This window comes from Wenyingzhuangia sp. IMCC45533 (assembly GCF_054111225.1).
Window position 1 is genome coordinate 2,436,766 of sequence record NZ_CM134197.1, and the last position, 17,582, is coordinate 2,454,347.

Annotated in this window: 11 protein-coding genes, 2 tRNA genes and 3 rRNA genes; 8 read left to right on the top strand and 8 right to left on the bottom strand. The window is 37.8% G+C overall.

Going from position 1 to position 17,582, the window contains the following annotated elements:
- Nucleotides 1–3: 3 nt before the first annotated feature.
- The 7 genes from recG to rrf all read left to right on the top strand — a co-directional run bounded on the left by recG (nt 4) and on the right by rrf (nt 8,582).
- A complete protein-coding gene (gene recG / locus ACXGQW_RS10855) occupies nt 4–2,103 on the top strand; it encodes an ATP-dependent DNA helicase RecG (RefSeq protein WP_457822800.1) in 2,100 nt (699 codons plus the stop codon).
- A gap of 22 nt (nt 2,104–2,125) precedes the next feature.
- Nucleotides 2,126–2,470 carry a DUF1801 domain-containing protein gene (locus tag ACXGQW_RS10860; RefSeq protein ID WP_457822802.1) on the top strand — a complete coding sequence of 115 codons (345 nt, stop codon included), beginning with the start codon at nt 2,126–2,128 and terminating at the stop codon, nt 2,468–2,470.
- An 881-nt stretch (nt 2,471–3,351) separates the two neighbouring features.
- Nucleotides 3,352–4,874 (top strand): 16S ribosomal RNA (locus tag ACXGQW_RS10865).
- An 85-nt stretch (nt 4,875–4,959) separates the two neighbouring features.
- A tRNA-Ile gene (locus ACXGQW_RS10870) sits at nt 4,960–5,033 on the top strand.
- Between the two features lie 174 nt (nt 5,034–5,207).
- Nucleotides 5,208–5,281: transfer RNA gene (locus tag ACXGQW_RS10875), tRNA-Ala, on the top strand.
- Nucleotides 5,282–5,522: 241 nt separating this feature from the next.
- A 23S ribosomal RNA gene (locus ACXGQW_RS10880) occupies nt 5,523–8,329 on the top strand.
- Between the two features lie 143 nt (nt 8,330–8,472).
- Nucleotides 8,473–8,582, top strand: a 5S ribosomal RNA gene (rrf, locus tag ACXGQW_RS10885).
- The 16S, 23S and 5S rRNA genes sit together here with 2 tRNA genes alongside, the layout of an rRNA operon.
- 930 nt (nt 8,583–9,512) lie before the next feature.
- Here rrf and ACXGQW_RS10890 read toward each other — a convergent pair.
- The 8 genes from ACXGQW_RS10890 to panB all read right to left on the bottom strand — a co-directional run bounded on the left by ACXGQW_RS10890 (nt 9,513) and on the right by panB (nt 16,697).
- Nucleotides 9,513–10,313 carry a DUF6503 family protein gene (locus ACXGQW_RS10890; RefSeq protein WP_457822804.1) on the bottom strand — a complete coding sequence of 267 codons (801 nt, stop codon included), beginning with the start codon at nt 10,311–10,313 and terminating at the stop codon, nt 9,513–9,515.
- A gap of 25 nt (nt 10,314–10,338) precedes the next feature.
- Complete coding sequence (locus ACXGQW_RS10895) at nt 10,339–11,448, bottom strand: hypothetical protein (RefSeq protein ID WP_457822806.1); 1,110 nt, start codon at nt 11,446–11,448, stop codon at nt 10,339–10,341.
- 9 nt (nt 11,449–11,457) lie between these two features.
- A complete protein-coding gene (gene cysM, locus ACXGQW_RS10900) occupies nt 11,458–12,342 on the bottom strand; it encodes a cysteine synthase CysM (protein ID WP_457822808.1) in 885 nt (294 codons plus the stop codon).
- A gap of 6 nt (nt 12,343–12,348) precedes the next feature.
- Nucleotides 12,349–13,170 (bottom strand): phosphatase PAP2 family protein, encoded by an 822-nt coding sequence (locus ACXGQW_RS10905; RefSeq protein ID WP_457822810.1) that lies wholly within the window; start codon nt 13,168–13,170, stop codon nt 12,349–12,351.
- A gap of 8 nt (nt 13,171–13,178) precedes the next feature.
- Nucleotides 13,179–14,027: a phosphatase PAP2 family protein gene (locus ACXGQW_RS10910; RefSeq protein WP_457822812.1), complete on the bottom strand. Its 849-nt coding sequence runs from the start codon at nt 14,025–14,027 to the stop codon at nt 13,179–13,181.
- A 1-nt stretch (nt 14,028) separates the two neighbouring features.
- Nucleotides 14,029–14,805 (bottom strand): serine O-acetyltransferase EpsC, encoded by a 777-nt coding sequence (gene epsC, locus ACXGQW_RS10915; protein WP_457822814.1) that lies wholly within the window; start codon nt 14,803–14,805, stop codon nt 14,029–14,031.
- 40 nt (nt 14,806–14,845) lie between these two features.
- The gene (locus ACXGQW_RS10920) at nt 14,846–15,787 is read right to left on the bottom strand and encodes a 2-hydroxyacid dehydrogenase (RefSeq protein WP_457822816.1); all 942 of its coding nucleotides are present in this window, start codon (nt 15,785–15,787) and stop codon (nt 14,846–14,848) included.
- A 91-nt stretch (nt 15,788–15,878) separates the two neighbouring features.
- Nucleotides 15,879–16,697, bottom strand: coding sequence for a 3-methyl-2-oxobutanoate hydroxymethyltransferase (gene panB / locus ACXGQW_RS10925; RefSeq protein WP_457822818.1), 819 nt, complete (start codon nt 16,695–16,697; stop codon nt 15,879–15,881).
- Nucleotides 16,698–17,002: 305 nt separating this feature from the next.
- Here panB and ACXGQW_RS10930 point away from each other — a divergent pair, with 305 nt between their 5' ends.
- Complete coding sequence (locus ACXGQW_RS10930; RefSeq protein ID WP_457822820.1) at nt 17,003–17,575, top strand: sigma-70 family RNA polymerase sigma factor; 573 nt, start codon at nt 17,003–17,005, stop codon at nt 17,573–17,575.
- Nucleotides 17,576–17,582: the final 7 nt, after the last annotated feature.

A 17,582-nucleotide genomic window follows, 5' to 3' on the forward strand; every position in this document is an offset into this window, starting at 1 on the left:
TTCATGTTCGATTTTGATACGAGTATAACATACCTATCAGGAATTGGTCCTGCCAAAGCAGCGGTAATGCAAAAAGAATTTGGCATTTTCACTGCCAATCAGTTTTTAAATTTTTTTCCAAATCGCTACGTAGACAAATCCAAAATATTTACGGTTAGAGAGTTGTTACCAAACAATGCAGAGGTGCAGCTAAAGGGAATTGTAACCGATGTAAAAGAGGTCAAGCAAAAAAGAGGTACCAGATTGGTAGCCACGTTTAAAGACCAAACAGGAACGATAGAGTTGGTTTGGTTTAGAGTTACCAAATGGTTAAAAGCAGGAATCAAAATAAACGAGCCCTACATTATTTTTGGTAAAACCAATCACTTTAATGGACAATTCAGTATGCCTCATCCAGAGATGGAGTTGGAAATACATCACAAAAAAAACTTTGCAGCAGGTTTGCAGCCAGTGTATCCATCTACAGAAAAAATGAGTGCTAAAGGTTTTACGGATAAAGTTTTTTCAAAAGCAATTCAGAATTTGCTAAAAGAGTGTTTTCCGTATATACAAGAAACTTTGTCTGACGAAATGATGTTAGATTTGGGACTAATGAGCAAAAAAGAAGCGTTGTTCAATATACACTTTCCTAAAAATCACGAGTTTTTGGCTCGTGCTCAAAAACGTTTAAAATTCGAGGAGTTTTTTTATATACAAATGCAACTCATCAGAAATAAACTGGTAAGAAAAGATAAAATTAAAGGCTATGTCTTTGAGCATATAGGGGAGTATTTTAACGATTTTTACAAAACGGGTTTAAAGTTCAGTTTGACCAACGCTCAAAAAAGAGTGCTAAAAGAAATTAGAACGGATATGGCCACGGGAGCACATATGAATCGGTTGTTGCAAGGAGATGTTGGGGCAGGAAAAACAATTGTAGCGTTACTCACCATATTAATAGCACTAGACAATAATTTTCAGACTGCCATGCTGGCTCCAACAGAAATACTAGCTACGCAACACTTTCAAGCTGTGTCGGAGCTGGTAGGGCCTTTCAATATCACCGTCAAACTACTAACAGGTTCTACAAGAGTAAAAGCTCGTAGAGAAATTCACACCGCTTTAGAAGACGGATCTTTGCAGATACTCATAGGAACACATGCTATTTTAGAAGACAAAGTAAAATTTAAAAATTTGGGATTAGCCGTTATCGATGAGCAGCACAGATTTGGAGTAGCTCAGCGTTCCAAAATGTGGATGAAAAACGAATTACCCCCACATGTTTTAATCATGACGGCAACCCCCATTCCAAGAACTTTAGCCATGAGTGCTTACGGAGACCTAGATGTTTCTGTAATTGATGAATTACCCCCAGGAAGAAAAGCCATTCAAACGGTCCATAGGTTTGATAGCGCTCGGTTACGTGTATTCAAATTCATGCGAGACGAGATTGCTAAAGGAAGGCAAGTTTATGTAGTTTACCCACTTATAGAGGAATCAGAAGCCATGGATTATAAAGATTTGCAAGATGGTTATGAAAGTATCCAGCGAGAATTCCCATTACCAGACTATAAAATTAGTATTGTACACGGTAAAATGAAACCAGCAGATAAAGAATTTGAAATGCAGCGTTTTGTAAAAGGTCAAACTCAAATTATGGTAGCTACTACGGTTATAGAAGTAGGAGTCAACGTTCCTAACGCTTCAGTCATGATCATCGAGAGTGCAGAACGTTTTGGACTTTCTCAACTACACCAGTTACGCGGTCGAGTAGGACGTGGGGCGGATCAAAGTTATTGCATACTCATGTCGGGAGTAAAATTGTCTAGCGATTCTAAAACAAGACTAGAGACAATGGTAAGAACCAGCGACGGTTTTGAAATTGCTGAGGTAGATTTAAAGCTTCGAGGTCCAGGAAATTTGATGGGAACACAACAAAGTGGGGTCTTAAATTTAAAAATAGCCGATATCGTTAAAGATTCTAAAGAGTTGCACTTGGCAAGAAATAAAGCAGTAGAGGTGCTTACAGAAGACCCTAATTTATCCATGAAAAAAAATCTTCCATTAAACAAAACCTATCAACAAATACATAAGCGTACCAGTATTTGGGCCAATATAAGTTAATAAACAAAAAACTTTGAGCGAAATGATAAATTCGTTAGACTACTTTTATCTAGACCAACAAGAGCCTGTCAAAAGTTGTCTATTGGCACTAAAACAAATCATATTAAATTATGATAGTGACATAGAAAGTAAGTGGTATTATAGGTTGCCATGTTTTATGTATCAAAATCAAATATTCTGTTACTTATGGGTAGATAAAAAGACAGGATTCCCTTACATAGCCATTGGTAAAGGAGTAAAAATCGACCACCCAGCACTACTAATAGAGAAAAGAACTTTCACAAAAAGAATGCTAATTGACCCTAAAAGAGACATACCCATAAAAAACATTCATGAAATTTTCGATAAAGTAAAAGCCCTGTATTAAAAACTATCAAAGGCTATTTAGTGATTGAGTTAAGTCTAGAACCAAGCCGTGTAAAAAATAGAGATAAATAAGCATTATGCTCAAAATCTACTAACCAACAAGTTCACATATATCGTTTAGGGCGTTCCCCTATGGGTCGGGCTATTCGCTATATCTTTTACTAGTTTTCGATACAAATTTATTCCGTTCCACTCCATAAATTCACTCAAACTGACCGTAAAAGGATGCCGCTACTATCCCTAACGCAAAGAGTAAAGTTTACTAAAGGTATAAGACAGAAAAAAAATCATCAAATCATAACATTCTAATACAGCTCAAGAACTCAAAAATTTCCAACTTGACTACTGACTACTGACTACTGACTACTGACTACTGACTACTGACTACTGACTACTGACTACTGACTACTGACTACTGACTACTGACTACTGACTACTGACTACCAACCACCAACCACCAACCATCCATATTAACCCCCTGACTAATAACCCATTAAAAAAAGACACAAGAACTTCACGAAAAAACTACGTAAAAACATTAAAATATGTGTATATTTGCATCCCCTTAGTAGCGAGAACTATTCGAGTTATAAAGGGATAAGATCAGATAAATGATATAGCATTTAATAAAGGAGCATCTCCTTTACAAACAAGTAAAAAAAAGATTTAGAAATAAATCAACAATTATTTGTTTGGGATTAAATAAAGTTAGTATATTTGCATCCGCTTAGCGAAGCAGCTAAGAGATAAAGTCACTATGTGACTAAGTTCATTGAGAAATTTGAAATTGACAGCGTAAATTAGAGCGTAAATTACATGACTAGATCATGAGATTTTTTTGAGCATCGTCTAAATATGCAGTGAGAGCTGTAAAAAAAAATAACGATGAAGAGTTTGATCCTGGCTCAGGATGAACGCTAGCGGCAGGCTTAACACATGCAAGTCGAGGGGTAACAGGGATAGCTTGCTATTTGCTGACGACCGGCGCACGGGTGCGTAACGCGTATAGAACCTACCATGAACAGGAGGATACCCTTTGGAAACGAAGACTAATACTCCATGGCGATATGATTTGGCATCAGATTATATTTAAAGATTTATTGGTTTATGATGGCTATGCGTCTTATTAGCTAGATGGTAAGGTAACGGCTTACCATGGCAACGATAAGTAGGGGTCCTGAGAGGGAGATCCCCCACACTGGTACTGAGACACGGACCAGACTCCTACGGGAGGCAGCAGTGAGGAATATTGGTCAATGGAGGCAACTCTGAACCAGCCATGCCGCGTGAAGGATGACTGCCCTATGGGTTGTAAACTTCTTTTATAGAGGAAGAAACGTGGTTACGAGTAATCATTTGACGGTACTCTACGAATAAGGACCGGCTAACTCCGTGCCAGCAGCCGCGGTAATACGGAGGGTCCAAGCGTTATCCGGAATCATTGGGTTTAAAGGGTTCGTAGGCGGGCTAATCAGTCAGAGGTGAAATCCAGCAGCTTAACTGTTGAACTGCCTTTGATACTGTTAGTCTTGAGTTATATGGAAGTAGATAGAATATGTAGTGTAGCGGTGAAATGCATAGATATTACATAGAATACCGATTGCGAAGGCAGTCTACTACGTATATACTGACGCTGATGAACGAAAGCGTGGGGAGCGAACGGGATTAGATACCCCGGTAGTCCACGCCGTAAACGATGGACACTAGTTGTTGGGCACAAGTTCAGTGACTAAGCGAAAGTGATAAGTGTCCCACCTGGGGAGTACGGTCGCAAGATTGAAACTCAAAGGAATTGACGGGGGCCCGCACAAGCGGTGGAGCATGTGGTTTAATTCGATGATACGCGAGGAACCTTACCAGGGCTTAAATGTAGGATGCATTGTTTAGAGATAGACATTTCTTCGGACTTCTTACAAGGTGCTGCATGGTTGTCGTCAGCTCGTGCCGTGAGGTGTCAGGTTAAGTCCTATAACGAGCGCAACCCCTATTTTTAGTTGCTAACAGGTTAAGCTGAGGACTCTAGAGAGACTGCCGGTGCAAACCGCGAGGAAGGTGGGGATGACGTCAAATCATCACGGCCCTTACGTCCTGGGCTACACACGTGCTACAATGGTAATGACAGAGGGCAGCTACCTGGTGACAGGATGCGAATCTTCAAACATTATCACAGTTCGGATTGGAGTCTGCAACTCGACTCCATGAAGCTGGAATCGCTAGTAATCGCATATCAGCCATGATGCGGTGAATACGTTCCCGGGCCTTGTACACACCGCCCGTCAAGCCATGGAAGCTGGGAGTGCCTGAAGTCGGTCACCGTTAAGGAGCCGCCTAGGGTAAAACTGGTAACTAGGGCTAAGTCGTAACAAGGTAGCCGTACCGGAAGGTGCGGCTGGAACACCTCCTTTCTAGAGAAACGAGATGTATGTTACAAAGAGATTATTTACCTCTAAGCTGTTAATTTAAAAAGATATAGAATACAATCACATATTGAGTCTCGTAGCTCAGCTGGTTAGAGCGCTACACTGATAATGTAGAGGTCGGCAGTTCGAGTCTGCCCGAGACTACAAACAAAGTTTGTTTAGGCAGGCATTAGTTACTAAAAGATTACTTAGGAAAGTAAGATTTAGATTGTATTTTAAAAAGGAAATTCTAGAAGCAACGCAATTCAATTAGCAATTGACAATAAGCAATTAACAATTATTGAAAATTGTAGATTGGTGATTGTTCATTGCAAATAAGGGGGATTAGCTCAGCTGGCTAGAGCGCTTGCCTTGCACGCAAGAGGTCATCGGTTCGACTCCGATATTCTCCACAAGGCTATGCCTTTAGATATTTATTTATCTTACAGGTATATAGCAGTCACCCTGATTTAAATTCAGTGGCGACTCGCCACCGTTCATTGACATATTGATATTATAAATATGGGAAACCATATTTACTTGAGTAGACATTCATAGTTAATATTGAGTACGAAGTACAAAGTATTAACTATCAATAAAAATAAAATATTACAGTCGATGACTGTAATTAAAGATTAAAGACGCAAAAGAGTACAATAAGCTAATTAAGGGTGTATGGCGGATGCCTAGGCTCTCAGAGGCGAAGAAGGACGTGATAAGCTGCGATAAGCTACGGGGATTTGCACATAAGAATTATATCCGTAGATTTCCGAATGGGGCAACCCACTATGTTGAAGGCATAGTACCGAGAGGAGCAAACCCGGTGAACTGAAACATCTAAGTAACCGGAGGAAGAGAAAATAATAATGATTTCGTTAGTAGTGGCGAGCGAACGCGAAAGAGCCCAAACCCATTCTGTTACGGCAGGCTGGGGGTTGTAGGACTGAGTTATTGAGAAGCAATCGAATTAGAATAACCTGGAAAGGTTAACCACAGAGGGTGATAGTCCCGTATAGGTAAGAGAAGCGATCATATCAGATTCCTGAGTAGGGCGGGGCACGAGGAACCCTGTCTGAATCTGCCGGGACCATCCGGTAAGGCTAAATACTCCTGAGAGACCGATAGTGAACTAGTACCGTGAGGGAAAGGTGAAAAGAACCCTAAGTAAGGGAGTGAAACAGATCCTGAAACCGTACACCTACAAGCGGTCGGAGCCATTTTACATGGTGACGGCGTGCCTTTTGCATAATGAGCCTACGAGTTACTTTATCTAGCAAGGTTAAATTCTTAAGGAATGGAGCCGTAGCGAAAGCGAGTCTTAATAGGGCGTTTTAGTTAGGTTGAGTAGACGCGAAACCTGGTGATCTACCCATGGGCAGGTTGAAGCTGTGGTAACACACAGTGGAGGACCGAACCCGTTGACGTTGAAAAGTCTTGGGATGACCTGTGGGTAGGGGTGAAAGGCCAATCAAACCAGGAAATAGCTCGTACTCCCCGAAATGCATTTAGGTGCAGCGTTGTATTATAGTTATATAGAGGTAGAGCTACTGATTGGATGCGGGGGCTTCATCGCCTACCAATTCCTGACAAACTCCGAATGCTATATAATGGTTTACAGCAGTGAGGGCATGGGTGCTAAGGTCCATGTCCGAGAGGGAAAGAACCCAGACCATCAGCTAAGGTCCCCAAATATATGTTAAGTTGAATAAACGAGGTTTGACTGCCTAGACAGCTAGGATGTTGGCTTGGAAGCAGCCATTCATTTAAAGAGTGCGTAACAGCTCACTAGTCGAGCGGTCGAGCATGGATAATAATCGGGCATAAACATATTACCGAAGCTATGGATTTGTAACGTAAGTTATAAGTGGTAGGGGAGCATTCTAGTTGTGCAGAAGGTGTTCCGTAAGGAATGCTGGAACGGCTAGAAAAGAAAATGTAGGCATAAGTAACGATAAGGCGGGTGAGAAACCCGCCCTCCGAAAGACTAAGGTTTCCTCAGCGATGCTAATCAGCTGAGGGTTAGTCAGGACCTAAGGCGTACCCGAATGGGGAAGTCGATGGACAACAGGTTAATATTCCTGTACACGCACCCGTTAAAAGTGACGGATTGCCTAGATCTTTACGTACTGACGGAATAGTACGTTGAGCCTAGCCTTCGGGCGAAGCGAAAAGAAGTAAGCGGTTCCAAGAAAAGCGAGGGCTGCGTCCTGTACCGTAAACCGACACAGGTAGTTGGGATGAGTATTCTAAGGAGCTCGAGTGATTCATGGCTAAGGAACTAGGCAAAATCGACCCGTAACTTCGGGAGAAGGGTCGCCCTTAATTAAATTTAAGGGCCGCAGTGAAAAGGTCCAGGCGACTGTTTATCAAAAACACAGGGCTCTGCTAAAACGAAAGTTGATGTATAGGGCCTGACACCTGCCCGGTGCTGGAAGGTTAAGTGGAGGGTTTAGATGCAAATCGAAGATCTGAAATGAAGCCCCAGTAAACGGCGGCCGTAACTATAACGGTCCTAAGGTAGCGAAATTCCTTGTCGGGTAAGTTCCGACCTGCACGAATGGTGCAACGATCTGGACACTGTCTCAGCCATGAGCTCGGTGAAATTGTAGTATCGGTGAAGATGCCGATTACCCGCTACGGGACGAAAAGACCCCGTGAACCTTTACTATAGCTTAGTATTGGCTTTGGATAAGTAATGTGTAGGATAGGTCGGAGACATTGATCATGCGTCGCTAGGCGTGTGTGAGTCGTTGTTGAAATACGACCCTTTGCTTATCTAGAGTCTAACCCAGTGATGGGGACAGTGCTTGGTGGGTAGTTTGACTGGGGTGGTCGCCTCCAAAAGAGTAACGGAGGCTTCTAAAGGTACCCTCAGTACGCTTGGTAACCGTACGTAGAGTGCAATGGCATAAGGGTGCTTGACTGGGAGACCTACAAGTCGATCAGGTTGGAAACAAGAGCATAGTGATCCGGTGGTTCCGCATGGAAGGGCCATCGCTCAAAGGATAAAAGGTACTCCGGGGATAACAGGCTGATCTCCCCCAAGAGCTCACATCGACGGGGGGGTTTGGCACCTCGATGTCGGCTCGTCACATCCTGGGGCTGGAGAAGGTCCCAAGGGTTGGGCTGTTCGCCCATTAAAGTGGCACGCGAGCTGGGTTCAGAACGTCGTGAGACAGTTCGGTCTCTATCTGTAGCGGGCGTTAGAAATTTGCGTGGATTTGACTCTAGTACGAGAGGACCGAGTTGAACTAACCTCTGGTGTATCAGTTGTTCCGCCAGGAGCATTGCTGAGTAGCTACGTTGGGAAGGGATAAGCGCTGAAAGCATATAAGCGCGAAACCCACCACAAGATGAGATTTCTTTAAAGGGTGGTTGTAGACTACGACCTTGATAGGATATAGGTGTAAAGGCAGTAATGTCATAGCCGAGTATTACTAATAACCCATAGGCTTGTGTACTTGCGGACTTTAATGATTTTAGCTATTCAATGGATTGGAAACATGATTTATAATATCAATATGTTAACACATAATTAGTTGTGGGTTTTTCGTTGTTAGTATGATACTACTAACAAACAATGAACAACCACCAACCAAGACCTTAAGGTGATTATTGCAATAGGGCTCACCTCTTCCCATTCCGAACAGAGAAGTTAAGCCTATTCGCGCAGATGGTACTAGCACTTGCTGGGAGAGTATGTCATCGCCTTTTTTTAGATACTGAAATTACTTCAGTACTTTAGACCTCATTCAATTCAATTGAATGAGGTTTTCTTATTTTTATGAGTGAGTGGATGTTGGGTGAATAGAGAAGTGGAAATTAAGTAGTCAGAAGTGAAGGAGTTATATGAGTTAAGAATTATAAGAGTTAAGCTGGTAGTCGCTTCTCGACTCCGCTCGAAGACCATTATAGGTGTTAGAGCTAAATCCGAGAACTATTTGTGTTATAGTTTTCCTCTAATGCGTTTTGTTATTTTGGCTTAGCTGGATAACTTGGATACTAGAATTTATAGACACCAAAGTTCGATTGAGTAATCTCTGTATTCTTTCATCTCATCTCCGCTCTAAGACCGTTGACTGTATTATATTTTATTAGTGCTTATATTGATACCAATATTAATAACTGCCTGACGATGCTTTTAGTCTACTCGAATTTTGTTAATTAACATATTTAGATGATTCGAAATATGAAGGAGTATAATTATAATTACTTGTTGTAAAATACATATCAGTTTTCGTATATAGTAATATATTTCTCGGCTTCGATTGAAGACCATTTGTTGATGGCATTGTATGTAATTTGTATGAGGTCAGTGTGAACATTAGTATTGCAAATGAACATCTTCTCAATTTCGATTGATGAGTTCTCTAGGTGTTCGAGCGGAGTCGAGAATTATTTGAGAGAAAATTACACTATTAAAAATTGGCTTCCATTGTACGCGTTAGGGATAGTAGCGGCATCCTTTTACGGTCAGTTTGAGTGAATTTATGAAGTGAAACGGAATAAATTTGTATCGAAAACTAGTAAAAGATATAGCGGATAGCCCGACCCATAGGGGAACGCTCACAAAGATATCTTAATAACAAAAAAACCTTAAGAAATGTTCTTAAGGTTTTTCATAGGTTAAAATATTTCTTCAGATTATTTACTAATATAATCTTTAGGAGCCTTGAAATATTGATCGTCAGCTTCTAGGAATTTTATATTCTCAATAGATGCTTCACCAATCTGCTGTGTAAGTCCTTGCTTTTTAGTCCATCCCCAAAAAGTCCAATTTGTAGCGAAAGGAATACCGTCTACTGTTTGGTAATTTTCATATTTGATTGCGTGTGGTTCTTTTTCTGCCTGCTCTTTAGTTTTTCCGAAAGATACGATATACGCAGCAACGTCAATTAAGTTTGTTTTAGGATTGGAATACACGTAGTACCAGTCGTCTGGAGCATCTCCTGTTCCAGATTCAAATGTTAAATGTTGAATGTTTTTTGTTTCTCCGTTTAGGGTAGTTTCTCCAAATTCTGACCATTGGGTACCAGCATCAGATAGCTTATATGGAAACATAAAAAAGTAAGTCCAAGTGTAAGCATCGAATCTTACCATTGGTTCATTTTTTATATTGGGTGTGTGTTGTACTTTATCGTTATTAATATATATTTTATCACCTGTTTTTAAGGTAATTAGGGCTTTGGTAGAGTTTGTTAATGCAGTTATTTTTCCACTAATGTGTTCTTTGCCTCCAAATTTTACGTTAATGTCAAATTCGACAGCATTTTTAGAAAGAAACGAATTTTTGTGATGTGCAGTTTCAATTTTAGTAATAGGAGTTTCTGCTGTTTTTTCGTTTTGTTTTACGATTGTTTGGCTCTCTTTTTTATCATTTGCGTTTTTACAACTGATACTCGTAAAGGCAACTGCTGTTGCCATTAATAGACTTAAAGTTTTCATAGTTTTGATATATAATTTAATTGGTTTAGTCGTAATTACTGTACGAACTAACAGTATTTGCATTGTTTTTTATACAAATTGTATGACGACGGTGACTTATTGTAGCATTACTTATTTGCTTGAGTTCTAGTATTAATGTATAATAGTAGACTGCACAGCTATACTCTAAATGTAGAAATTTCTTTTGTGATAAAAGTGTCTTAATCCATGGAGCTGATATACTGAATGGGTTTGCCTTGAACCAATAAAAGTTCTTAAAATCTGAGGAATTAATTTTAATTGTGAATTCTAGTTTACTTCCTAGTTTGTATAGAGAGGTAATAAGAATGACTTTTTCTAGCGGGTTGATTTTAGTTTTTAGCAAACTTTTACATTGATTTATGAGTTGCTGTTTGTGTTTTACGATTTGTGGTATTTGAGTTACATGTAGCAATCTAACTATGTGATAGATTATAATTGATTTGGTTTTATAGTGAGGAGCGAATAAATATGCTTGTCTTATGAATTTGTTGGTTGCAATTAGCTCGGATATTAAATTAATAGAGTCTATATCGGTCTCAGTAAAAGGTATTTGGTTTTGGAACATCAAACAGAGTACGTTACACACTACGCAGATATCCATGTCGTGATTCATTTTAGTTGCGAACCAAGTTCTGTACGCTTTTGTTTTTTGATAAGATTTGGGTATTGATTTTAATGGTTTTCCGTCATTGGAAAGACTATCATATTTTTTTTTAAGTTGATGTACAATTTGCTTGCTATCCCTATTTTGAGATAGATAAACTAATGAGGTGGTATCTAAATCATCAGGTATATGTAATGCAGTAAATTTATTGAGAAATTTTATTCCTGAATATTGATTTAATGGTTGTGTTGGGTAAAAATTGTAAGTAATATCACCGTGTTTATTTTTATAGAAAGCAAAAGCATATTGACAATTTTGTATAATTTTTTCAATTATATTCTGATCTTCATCACTAAATGTTTCTTTAATACTTTTTAGTGTGTATGCTATTAGCGCAGTAAAAAATATATTGTCATCTTTAAATTCTTTACCATAAAAAACAATATTGGAAGTATATACTTTTTGGTTATTTATATGTGTTGAGTTTAAAAGATATTTTAAAATGTCCATAGGAACAATTTACTCAAATAAATCTGAGGATAGATACCTATCTCCTCTGTCACATATAATGGCAACAATAATTCCACGTTCTAGTTTATTGGCTAATTTAACTGCTGTAGCTACGGAACCTCCAGAACTCATTCCTGCAAATATAGCTTCTTCATTGGCTAATCTTTTGGTCATCGCTCTTGCCTCTAACTCAGAAACTTCCATAATAGTATCTACTTTGGATTTATCAAAAATTTTAGGTAAATACTCTTCTGGCCATTTTCTAATTCCAGGAATTTGAGATCCGTCAGAGGGGTGAGCTCCCACAATTTGAACGTTAGAATTTTGCTCTTTTAAATAGGTAGAAGTCCCAACAATAGTTCCTGTGGTTCCCATGGCAGATACAAAATGAGTTACTTGTCCGTTTGTATCTCTCCATATTTCTGGTCCTGTTGTGTTATAATGTGCTTTCCAATTGTCTTCATTGGCAAATTGGTTAAGCATAAGGTATCCTCCTTGTGCAACTTTTTGATCTGCGTAATCTCTAGAACCAATAATACCCGTTTCTGCAGGAGTTAAAGTTACCTTTGCTCCGTAGGCTCTCATGGTTTGTACACGTTCTGCTGTTGAGTTTTCTGGTAATACAAGTTCGATGTCTATGTTTAATAGTTGAGCAATCATAGCCAAGGCTATTCCTGTATTACCACTTGTAGCTTCAATTAGTTTATCACCGTCATTAATTTCTCCTCTGTCAAATGCTCCCTTAATCATACTGTAAGCAGCCCTGTCTTTTACACTACCTCCTGGGTTGTTACCTTCAAGTTTTAAAAGTAATTTCACATTTGGATTTTTAACCAATTGAGTAGTTTCTACTAATGGTGTGTTTCCTATATAGTCTAAAAGTTTGTGATACATATGGCATTAATTAAAAGTGTAGCTAAAGCTTATGTTGTTAAATCCTGGAACAATTTTCCAAGTATTGGTCAGTTTTTTTTCTTTTTTACCTTCATACAATTCTGTAAGATAATTATCTAAGTAATTGACTGTAATAATCCCTAGCGCACTCCCAAGAGCTACATCGGAAATCCAGTGAGATTCTGCCCATACTCTTGAAACTGGAACAATAGTAGCGGCAGTATAAAGTATCGATTTTACAAAAAGATTATCAATTTGTTTGGCAATACTATGCGCAAAAACCATAGAAACAACTGAATGTCCCGACGGGAAAGCATGTCTCTGCTTATCTAAAGAAAAAGGTTTTAGGTCGTTATAATCGCCTATTCTGGGTCTTGATCTACCTACGATTACTTTTACCAAAGTTTGTAAAGATCCGGCTGCAATAACGGATGTAAACATTAGAGCTCCTGTTTTTCTAATTCTTTTATTCTTAGTTAACAATCCAGTGGCATATATTCCACCAGAAAAAGCAAATGCATTTACGTGTCCTCCAAACCCATCTCCAAATTTTTTAATAACTGTAGGAATGTGAGGTTCGTGCCTTGTAGCGGTCTCCTCTACATAGCTATCTATTAAAGTTAACGCTGCAAAACCTCCTAAAATACTAGCTGCACCAATATAATCTTTCTTTTCCCACCTAAAAGGAGAGGTGTAAAAACGACCTACTCCCTTAAGGGTATGTTTTACATCTGTTTTTACAGTATTAAAAATACTACTTTGTTCTTGTGCACTACTATTGAATGCTGTTGTTATTGAGAGTGCTAAAAAAAAAAGTAACTTTTTCATGTTTAAGTTTAATTAAAAGTATAGCTAAGTTTCATGTTATTAAGTCCAGGTTGAAACTTCCAAGTATTGGTCAGTTTCGTTGCTTTTTTACCTTCATATATTTGTGTAAGGTAGTTATCAATATAATCAACCGTTAATATTCCTAAGAAAGAACCCAATGCTACGTCTGAAAACCAATGAGACTCTGTCCATAATCTTGAAATTGGAGAAATAGCTCCCACAGTATAGAGTCCTACCTTAGCCCAAGGATTTTCAACCTGTCTTGCAATGGAGTGAATAAACACCATAGATACTACGGAGTGCCCAGATGGGAAAGAATGAAATCCAGGGCTAGCGCTAAAGGGCTTGAACGTATACGGTCCTCCTGCACGAGGTCTAGCCCTACCTACAACTGTTTTGATAGAAGTTTGTAAAAAACCAGCAGCAGCAATAGAAGACATCATTAGGATACCTGTTTTTTTGATTTTACTTTTTTTAGCCAACAATCCGTAAGTGTAAAGTCCGCTAGAAAATATGACGGCATTGATAGGACCTCCAAATCGAAATCCAAATTCTTTAATAGGTTGAGGAGCTTTGTCTTCTACCTTTAAAAATTCCTTTCTTAAAGACCTATCAGCTAAAGATAATGCAGCGTAGCTACCTAAAACAATTCCTAATGTTTGATAGTCTTTCTTTTTCCAACGCAAGGGAGAGGTGTAAAATCGTGCAATACCTTTCCACGTATGTCCAAAATCTGTATTTAGTGTTTCACCGATGCTTCTCGAATCAGAATTATTGTAATCATTTGACTGTATTCGCTGGGAATATCCAGAAAGACTTGTAACAAAAGCAAGTATCAAAAGTAATTTTCTAAACATTTTATCTAGATTTAATATTGGTTTCTATGGTATTGTAAACAACGGAATTGTCTGGAACAGATTTAGTAACCCATACGTTACCTCCAATAATAGAGTTAGTTCCAACAACAGTTTCTCCACCCAAAATAGTAGCATTGGCATAGATACATACATTGCTTTTTACTGTTGGATGTCTTTTTTTGTCTTGCTTGTCTTTGCTAACGCTTAAAGCCCCTAAAGTAACTCCTTGATAAATTTTTACAAAGGGTTCAATTATACAGGTTTCCCCAATAACAATACCTGTGGCATGGTCTATAAACACAGGAGATTGAATAGTTGCCCCTGGGTGGATATCTGTACCTGTTAATCTGTGAGCATATTCACTCATCAAACGAGAAAATAAATACAATTTTAACTTATATATTTCGTGACTCAAACGGTGTATGGCAATGGCATAGAATCCAGGATAGGCAAAGTATATTTCTTCTACTCGTCTGGCTGCAGGATCGGATTCCATAAAATAAGCAGCATCTTGATTTAAGTTGGTTAGAATACTTGGAAGTTTTTTCGCAAAACTAATCCAAGATTTGTCGCAAATTTCTTGAGTAGATAAGCATGAAATTTTGGCTGCTTTTTTAAAAAGTAATTCTAATTCTTTAAAACCACTTGCTAAATCGATACTATCGTCAAACAATATGCTGAAAATTTTTTGAGTAAAATCTTCAACACTTGTTTTTACGCTATAATTTAGGTCAGTGTTTTGTTTTATGTTTTGTAACTCTTTAATAATTTCTTTCATGCGGTAAATTTCATGGCATAAAAGTAAACATTAGAATTCTTTAATTAAAAAAATGTTGTCTTATCTTTTTAGTGATTGTTTTAGCCAGTTTAAACTTGGATTCTACTGTCCAGCCAGCAATATGGGGGGATAGCAATACCTTTTCGCTATGAATTAAGTATTGAAAAGCTTGTGGAAGTTGATTATTATCAAATAAGTTTTCGAAGGAGAGTTTTTCGTATTCCAACACATCTAAGCAGGCTCCTAAAATTTTGTTGTTTTTTAAGGCATCTACCAAATCATTAGTAACTACTGCTGTACCCCTTGCTGTGTTGATTAAGTAGAATGGCTTGGTAAACCCGTTGATAAATTCTAAATTAATCATTTGATACGATTGCTCGTTGTGCGGAGTATGAATACTTAAAACATCCGTATGTCTTTTTAGTTCATCAAGCAAAACTTGTCTACAGTTATCGTCTCCTACGTTATCTTTTAAATCGTAGCAAATAACGTTACAATCAAAACCTTTTAATTTTTTAGCAAACGCTTTTCCCATGTGGCCATAACCAATTAGTCCAATGGTTTTGCCCTCTAATTCTAAACCGCGATTTTCTTCTCTAAGCCAATTTCCGTTTCTTATTTCTAAATCGGCTTTTTTAATATTATTGAACAAACAAAGAATCATTCCCAAAGCATGCTCTCCAACAGCGCTCATATTCCCTTCGGGAGCTGCAATTAGTTGTATGTTTTTTTGTATTGCAAATTCAACATCAATACTCTCTAATCCTGCACCGACTCTAGCAATAAACTTTAAGTTGGTGGCCGCATTTAAAAATTTTTGATCGATTTTAAATCTACTACGGATAACAATACCATCATACAAATGGATTGTATTTTCAATTTCTTTTTTAGAGGATGTATAATCTTCATAGTTTTCACATCCTAATAGATTCAAATCTTCTATTAAAGCAGGGTGGTTGGAGTCTATATGAAGTATTTTCATACGATATAGGTGTTGGTTAAACGGTTAAATTACTCGTTTGCTTTTGATGAGTTTTTTATCAGAATAGTACTCTTATCAAAATTGAGAGCGATTAATATTGCTCCGATTCGTTTGGAAAGTCAAGAGATTTTACATCTTTAGTGTATTGCTTTACAGCTTCGGACATATCATCGTATAGATTTAAATATCTACGTAAAAAACGAGGATGAAATTCGTGTGTCATTCCTAGCATATCGTGACTTACTAAAACCTGTCCATCAACATCTGCTCCAGCTCCAATACCAATTACGGGAATTGATAAGCTTTCTGCTACCTTTTTGGCTAGTTTTGCTGGAATTTTTTCTAAAACCAATGCAAAACACCCTTTTGATTGTAAGAATTTGGCATCTTCCATTAATTTTTGAGCTTCCGCTTCTTCTTTAGCTCTAACGGTATAGGTTCCAAACTGATAGATTGACTGAGGAGTTAAACCCAAGTGGCCCATGACAGGAATTCCTGCTTGTATAATTCTTGATAAAGCATTGTCTATTTCAGCACCACCTTCTACTTTAACAGCATGTGCACCAGATTCTTTCATTATTTTGATGGCAGATCTTAAAGCTTCCTTTGAGTCTGATTGGTAGCTTCCAAAGGGAATATCAACTACAACCAAACTCCTTTTTGAGGCTCTAACTACACCACTTGCATGGTATATCATTTGATCTAGCGTAATAGGCAATGTAGTTTCGTGACCAGCCATCACGTTAGAAGCAGAATCTCCTACCAATATAACGTCTACACCTGCGTTGTCTATAATTTTAGCCATTGTAAAGTCGTAGGCAGTAAGCATAGAGATTTTCTCTTGGTTGCCTTTCATTTGAATCAATGAATTGGTGGTAACCCTTCTGTATTTTTTATTTATAGTAGACATGATTTTTATAATCTCAAAAATGTGGTGTGTAAAATTAAGATTTATTTATTACATAGAGCGGGTTAATAGTATTTAGGATTAAAATAAGCGAGTTGAATACGAAGACAAAATAAAATTGGACGGAGTCTTCAAAAACCTAAGATATTTATAAACTTTTGTTAATTTTGCTGGATTGAAAACAGCAATCAACTAAAAAAATTAAACAAAAAACTTTAATTAAGTTCAGAGATTTACATAATTGGTTGCATCATTCAATTGTAGTTCAAAAATTATATCTTTATCATCGTAAAAACCCTAATAAACAAATGTCTGAAGAAACAATTAAACACACCTTAAATCCAGATAAATGGATAGATGCTTATGCAGATTATCTTTTTAACTATACAATATCTAGGGTAAGTGACGGTGAAAAGGCTAAAGATTTGGTTCAAGAAACTTTTTTTGCTGGCTTAAAGTCTATGAAAAATTTTGAAGGAAAAGCAAGTGAAAGGACTTGGTTGATTTCTATTCTTAAAAGAAAAATTATTGACCACTACAGAAAAATTAATTCTAAGAAGGGGAAAGCAGAGATTAGAATGAATTTTTACACTGATGGCGAAAATGAAGGAGATTGGATTGAAGAACGTGTGCCCCAGAAATGGAATACGGGAGCAGATGCTAACATAGAGTCTGAAGAGTTAGGAGAAACTTTGCAGTTGTGTATAGATAAGTTACCAGAAAAATATAGAATGGTTTTTGAAATGAAAACAGTTCAAGGGTTTGAAACAGAAGATATTTGTAATGAGTTGGATATTACATCGTCTAACTTATGGGTGATTATACACAGAGCAAGAACTCAATTAAGAAGATGTATGGAAGATAACTGGTTTAAAAAGTAACAAGGCC

Bases quoted from the DNA above. Each gene is read 5' to 3' on its own strand.
- ACXGQW_RS10920 (WP_457822816.1), bottom strand. From the start codon at position 15,787: ATGAAAATACTTCATATAGACTCCAACCACCCTGCTTTAATAGAAGAT.
- recG (WP_457822800.1), top strand. From the start codon at position 4: ATGTTCGATTTTGATACGAGTATAACATACCTATCAGGAATTGGTCCT.
- panB (WP_457822818.1), bottom strand. From the start codon at position 16,697: ATGTCTACTATAAATAAAAAATACAGAAGGGTTACCACCAATTCATTG.
- ACXGQW_RS10930 (WP_457822820.1), top strand. From the start codon at position 17,003: ATGTCTGAAGAAACAATTAAACACACCTTAAATCCAGATAAATGGATA.
- ACXGQW_RS10895 (WP_457822806.1), bottom strand. From the start codon at position 11,448: ATGGACATTTTAAAATATCTTTTAAACTCAACACATATAAATAACCAA.
- epsC (WP_457822814.1), bottom strand. From the start codon at position 14,805: ATGAAAGAAATTATTAAAGAGTTACAAAACATAAAACAAAACACTGAC.
- ACXGQW_RS10860 (WP_457822802.1), top strand. From the start codon at position 2,126: ATGATAAATTCGTTAGACTACTTTTATCTAGACCAACAAGAGCCTGTC.
- ACXGQW_RS10890 (WP_457822804.1), bottom strand. From the start codon at position 10,313: ATGAAAACTTTAAGTCTATTAATGGCAACAGCAGTTGCCTTTACGAGT.
- ACXGQW_RS10910 (WP_457822812.1), bottom strand. From the start codon at position 14,027: ATGTTTAGAAAATTACTTTTGATACTTGCTTTTGTTACAAGTCTTTCT.
- ACXGQW_RS10905 (WP_457822810.1), bottom strand. From the start codon at position 13,170: ATGAAAAAGTTACTTTTTTTTTTAGCACTCTCAATAACAACAGCATTC.
- cysM (WP_457822808.1), bottom strand. From the start codon at position 12,342: ATGTATCACAAACTTTTAGACTATATAGGAAACACACCATTAGTAGAA.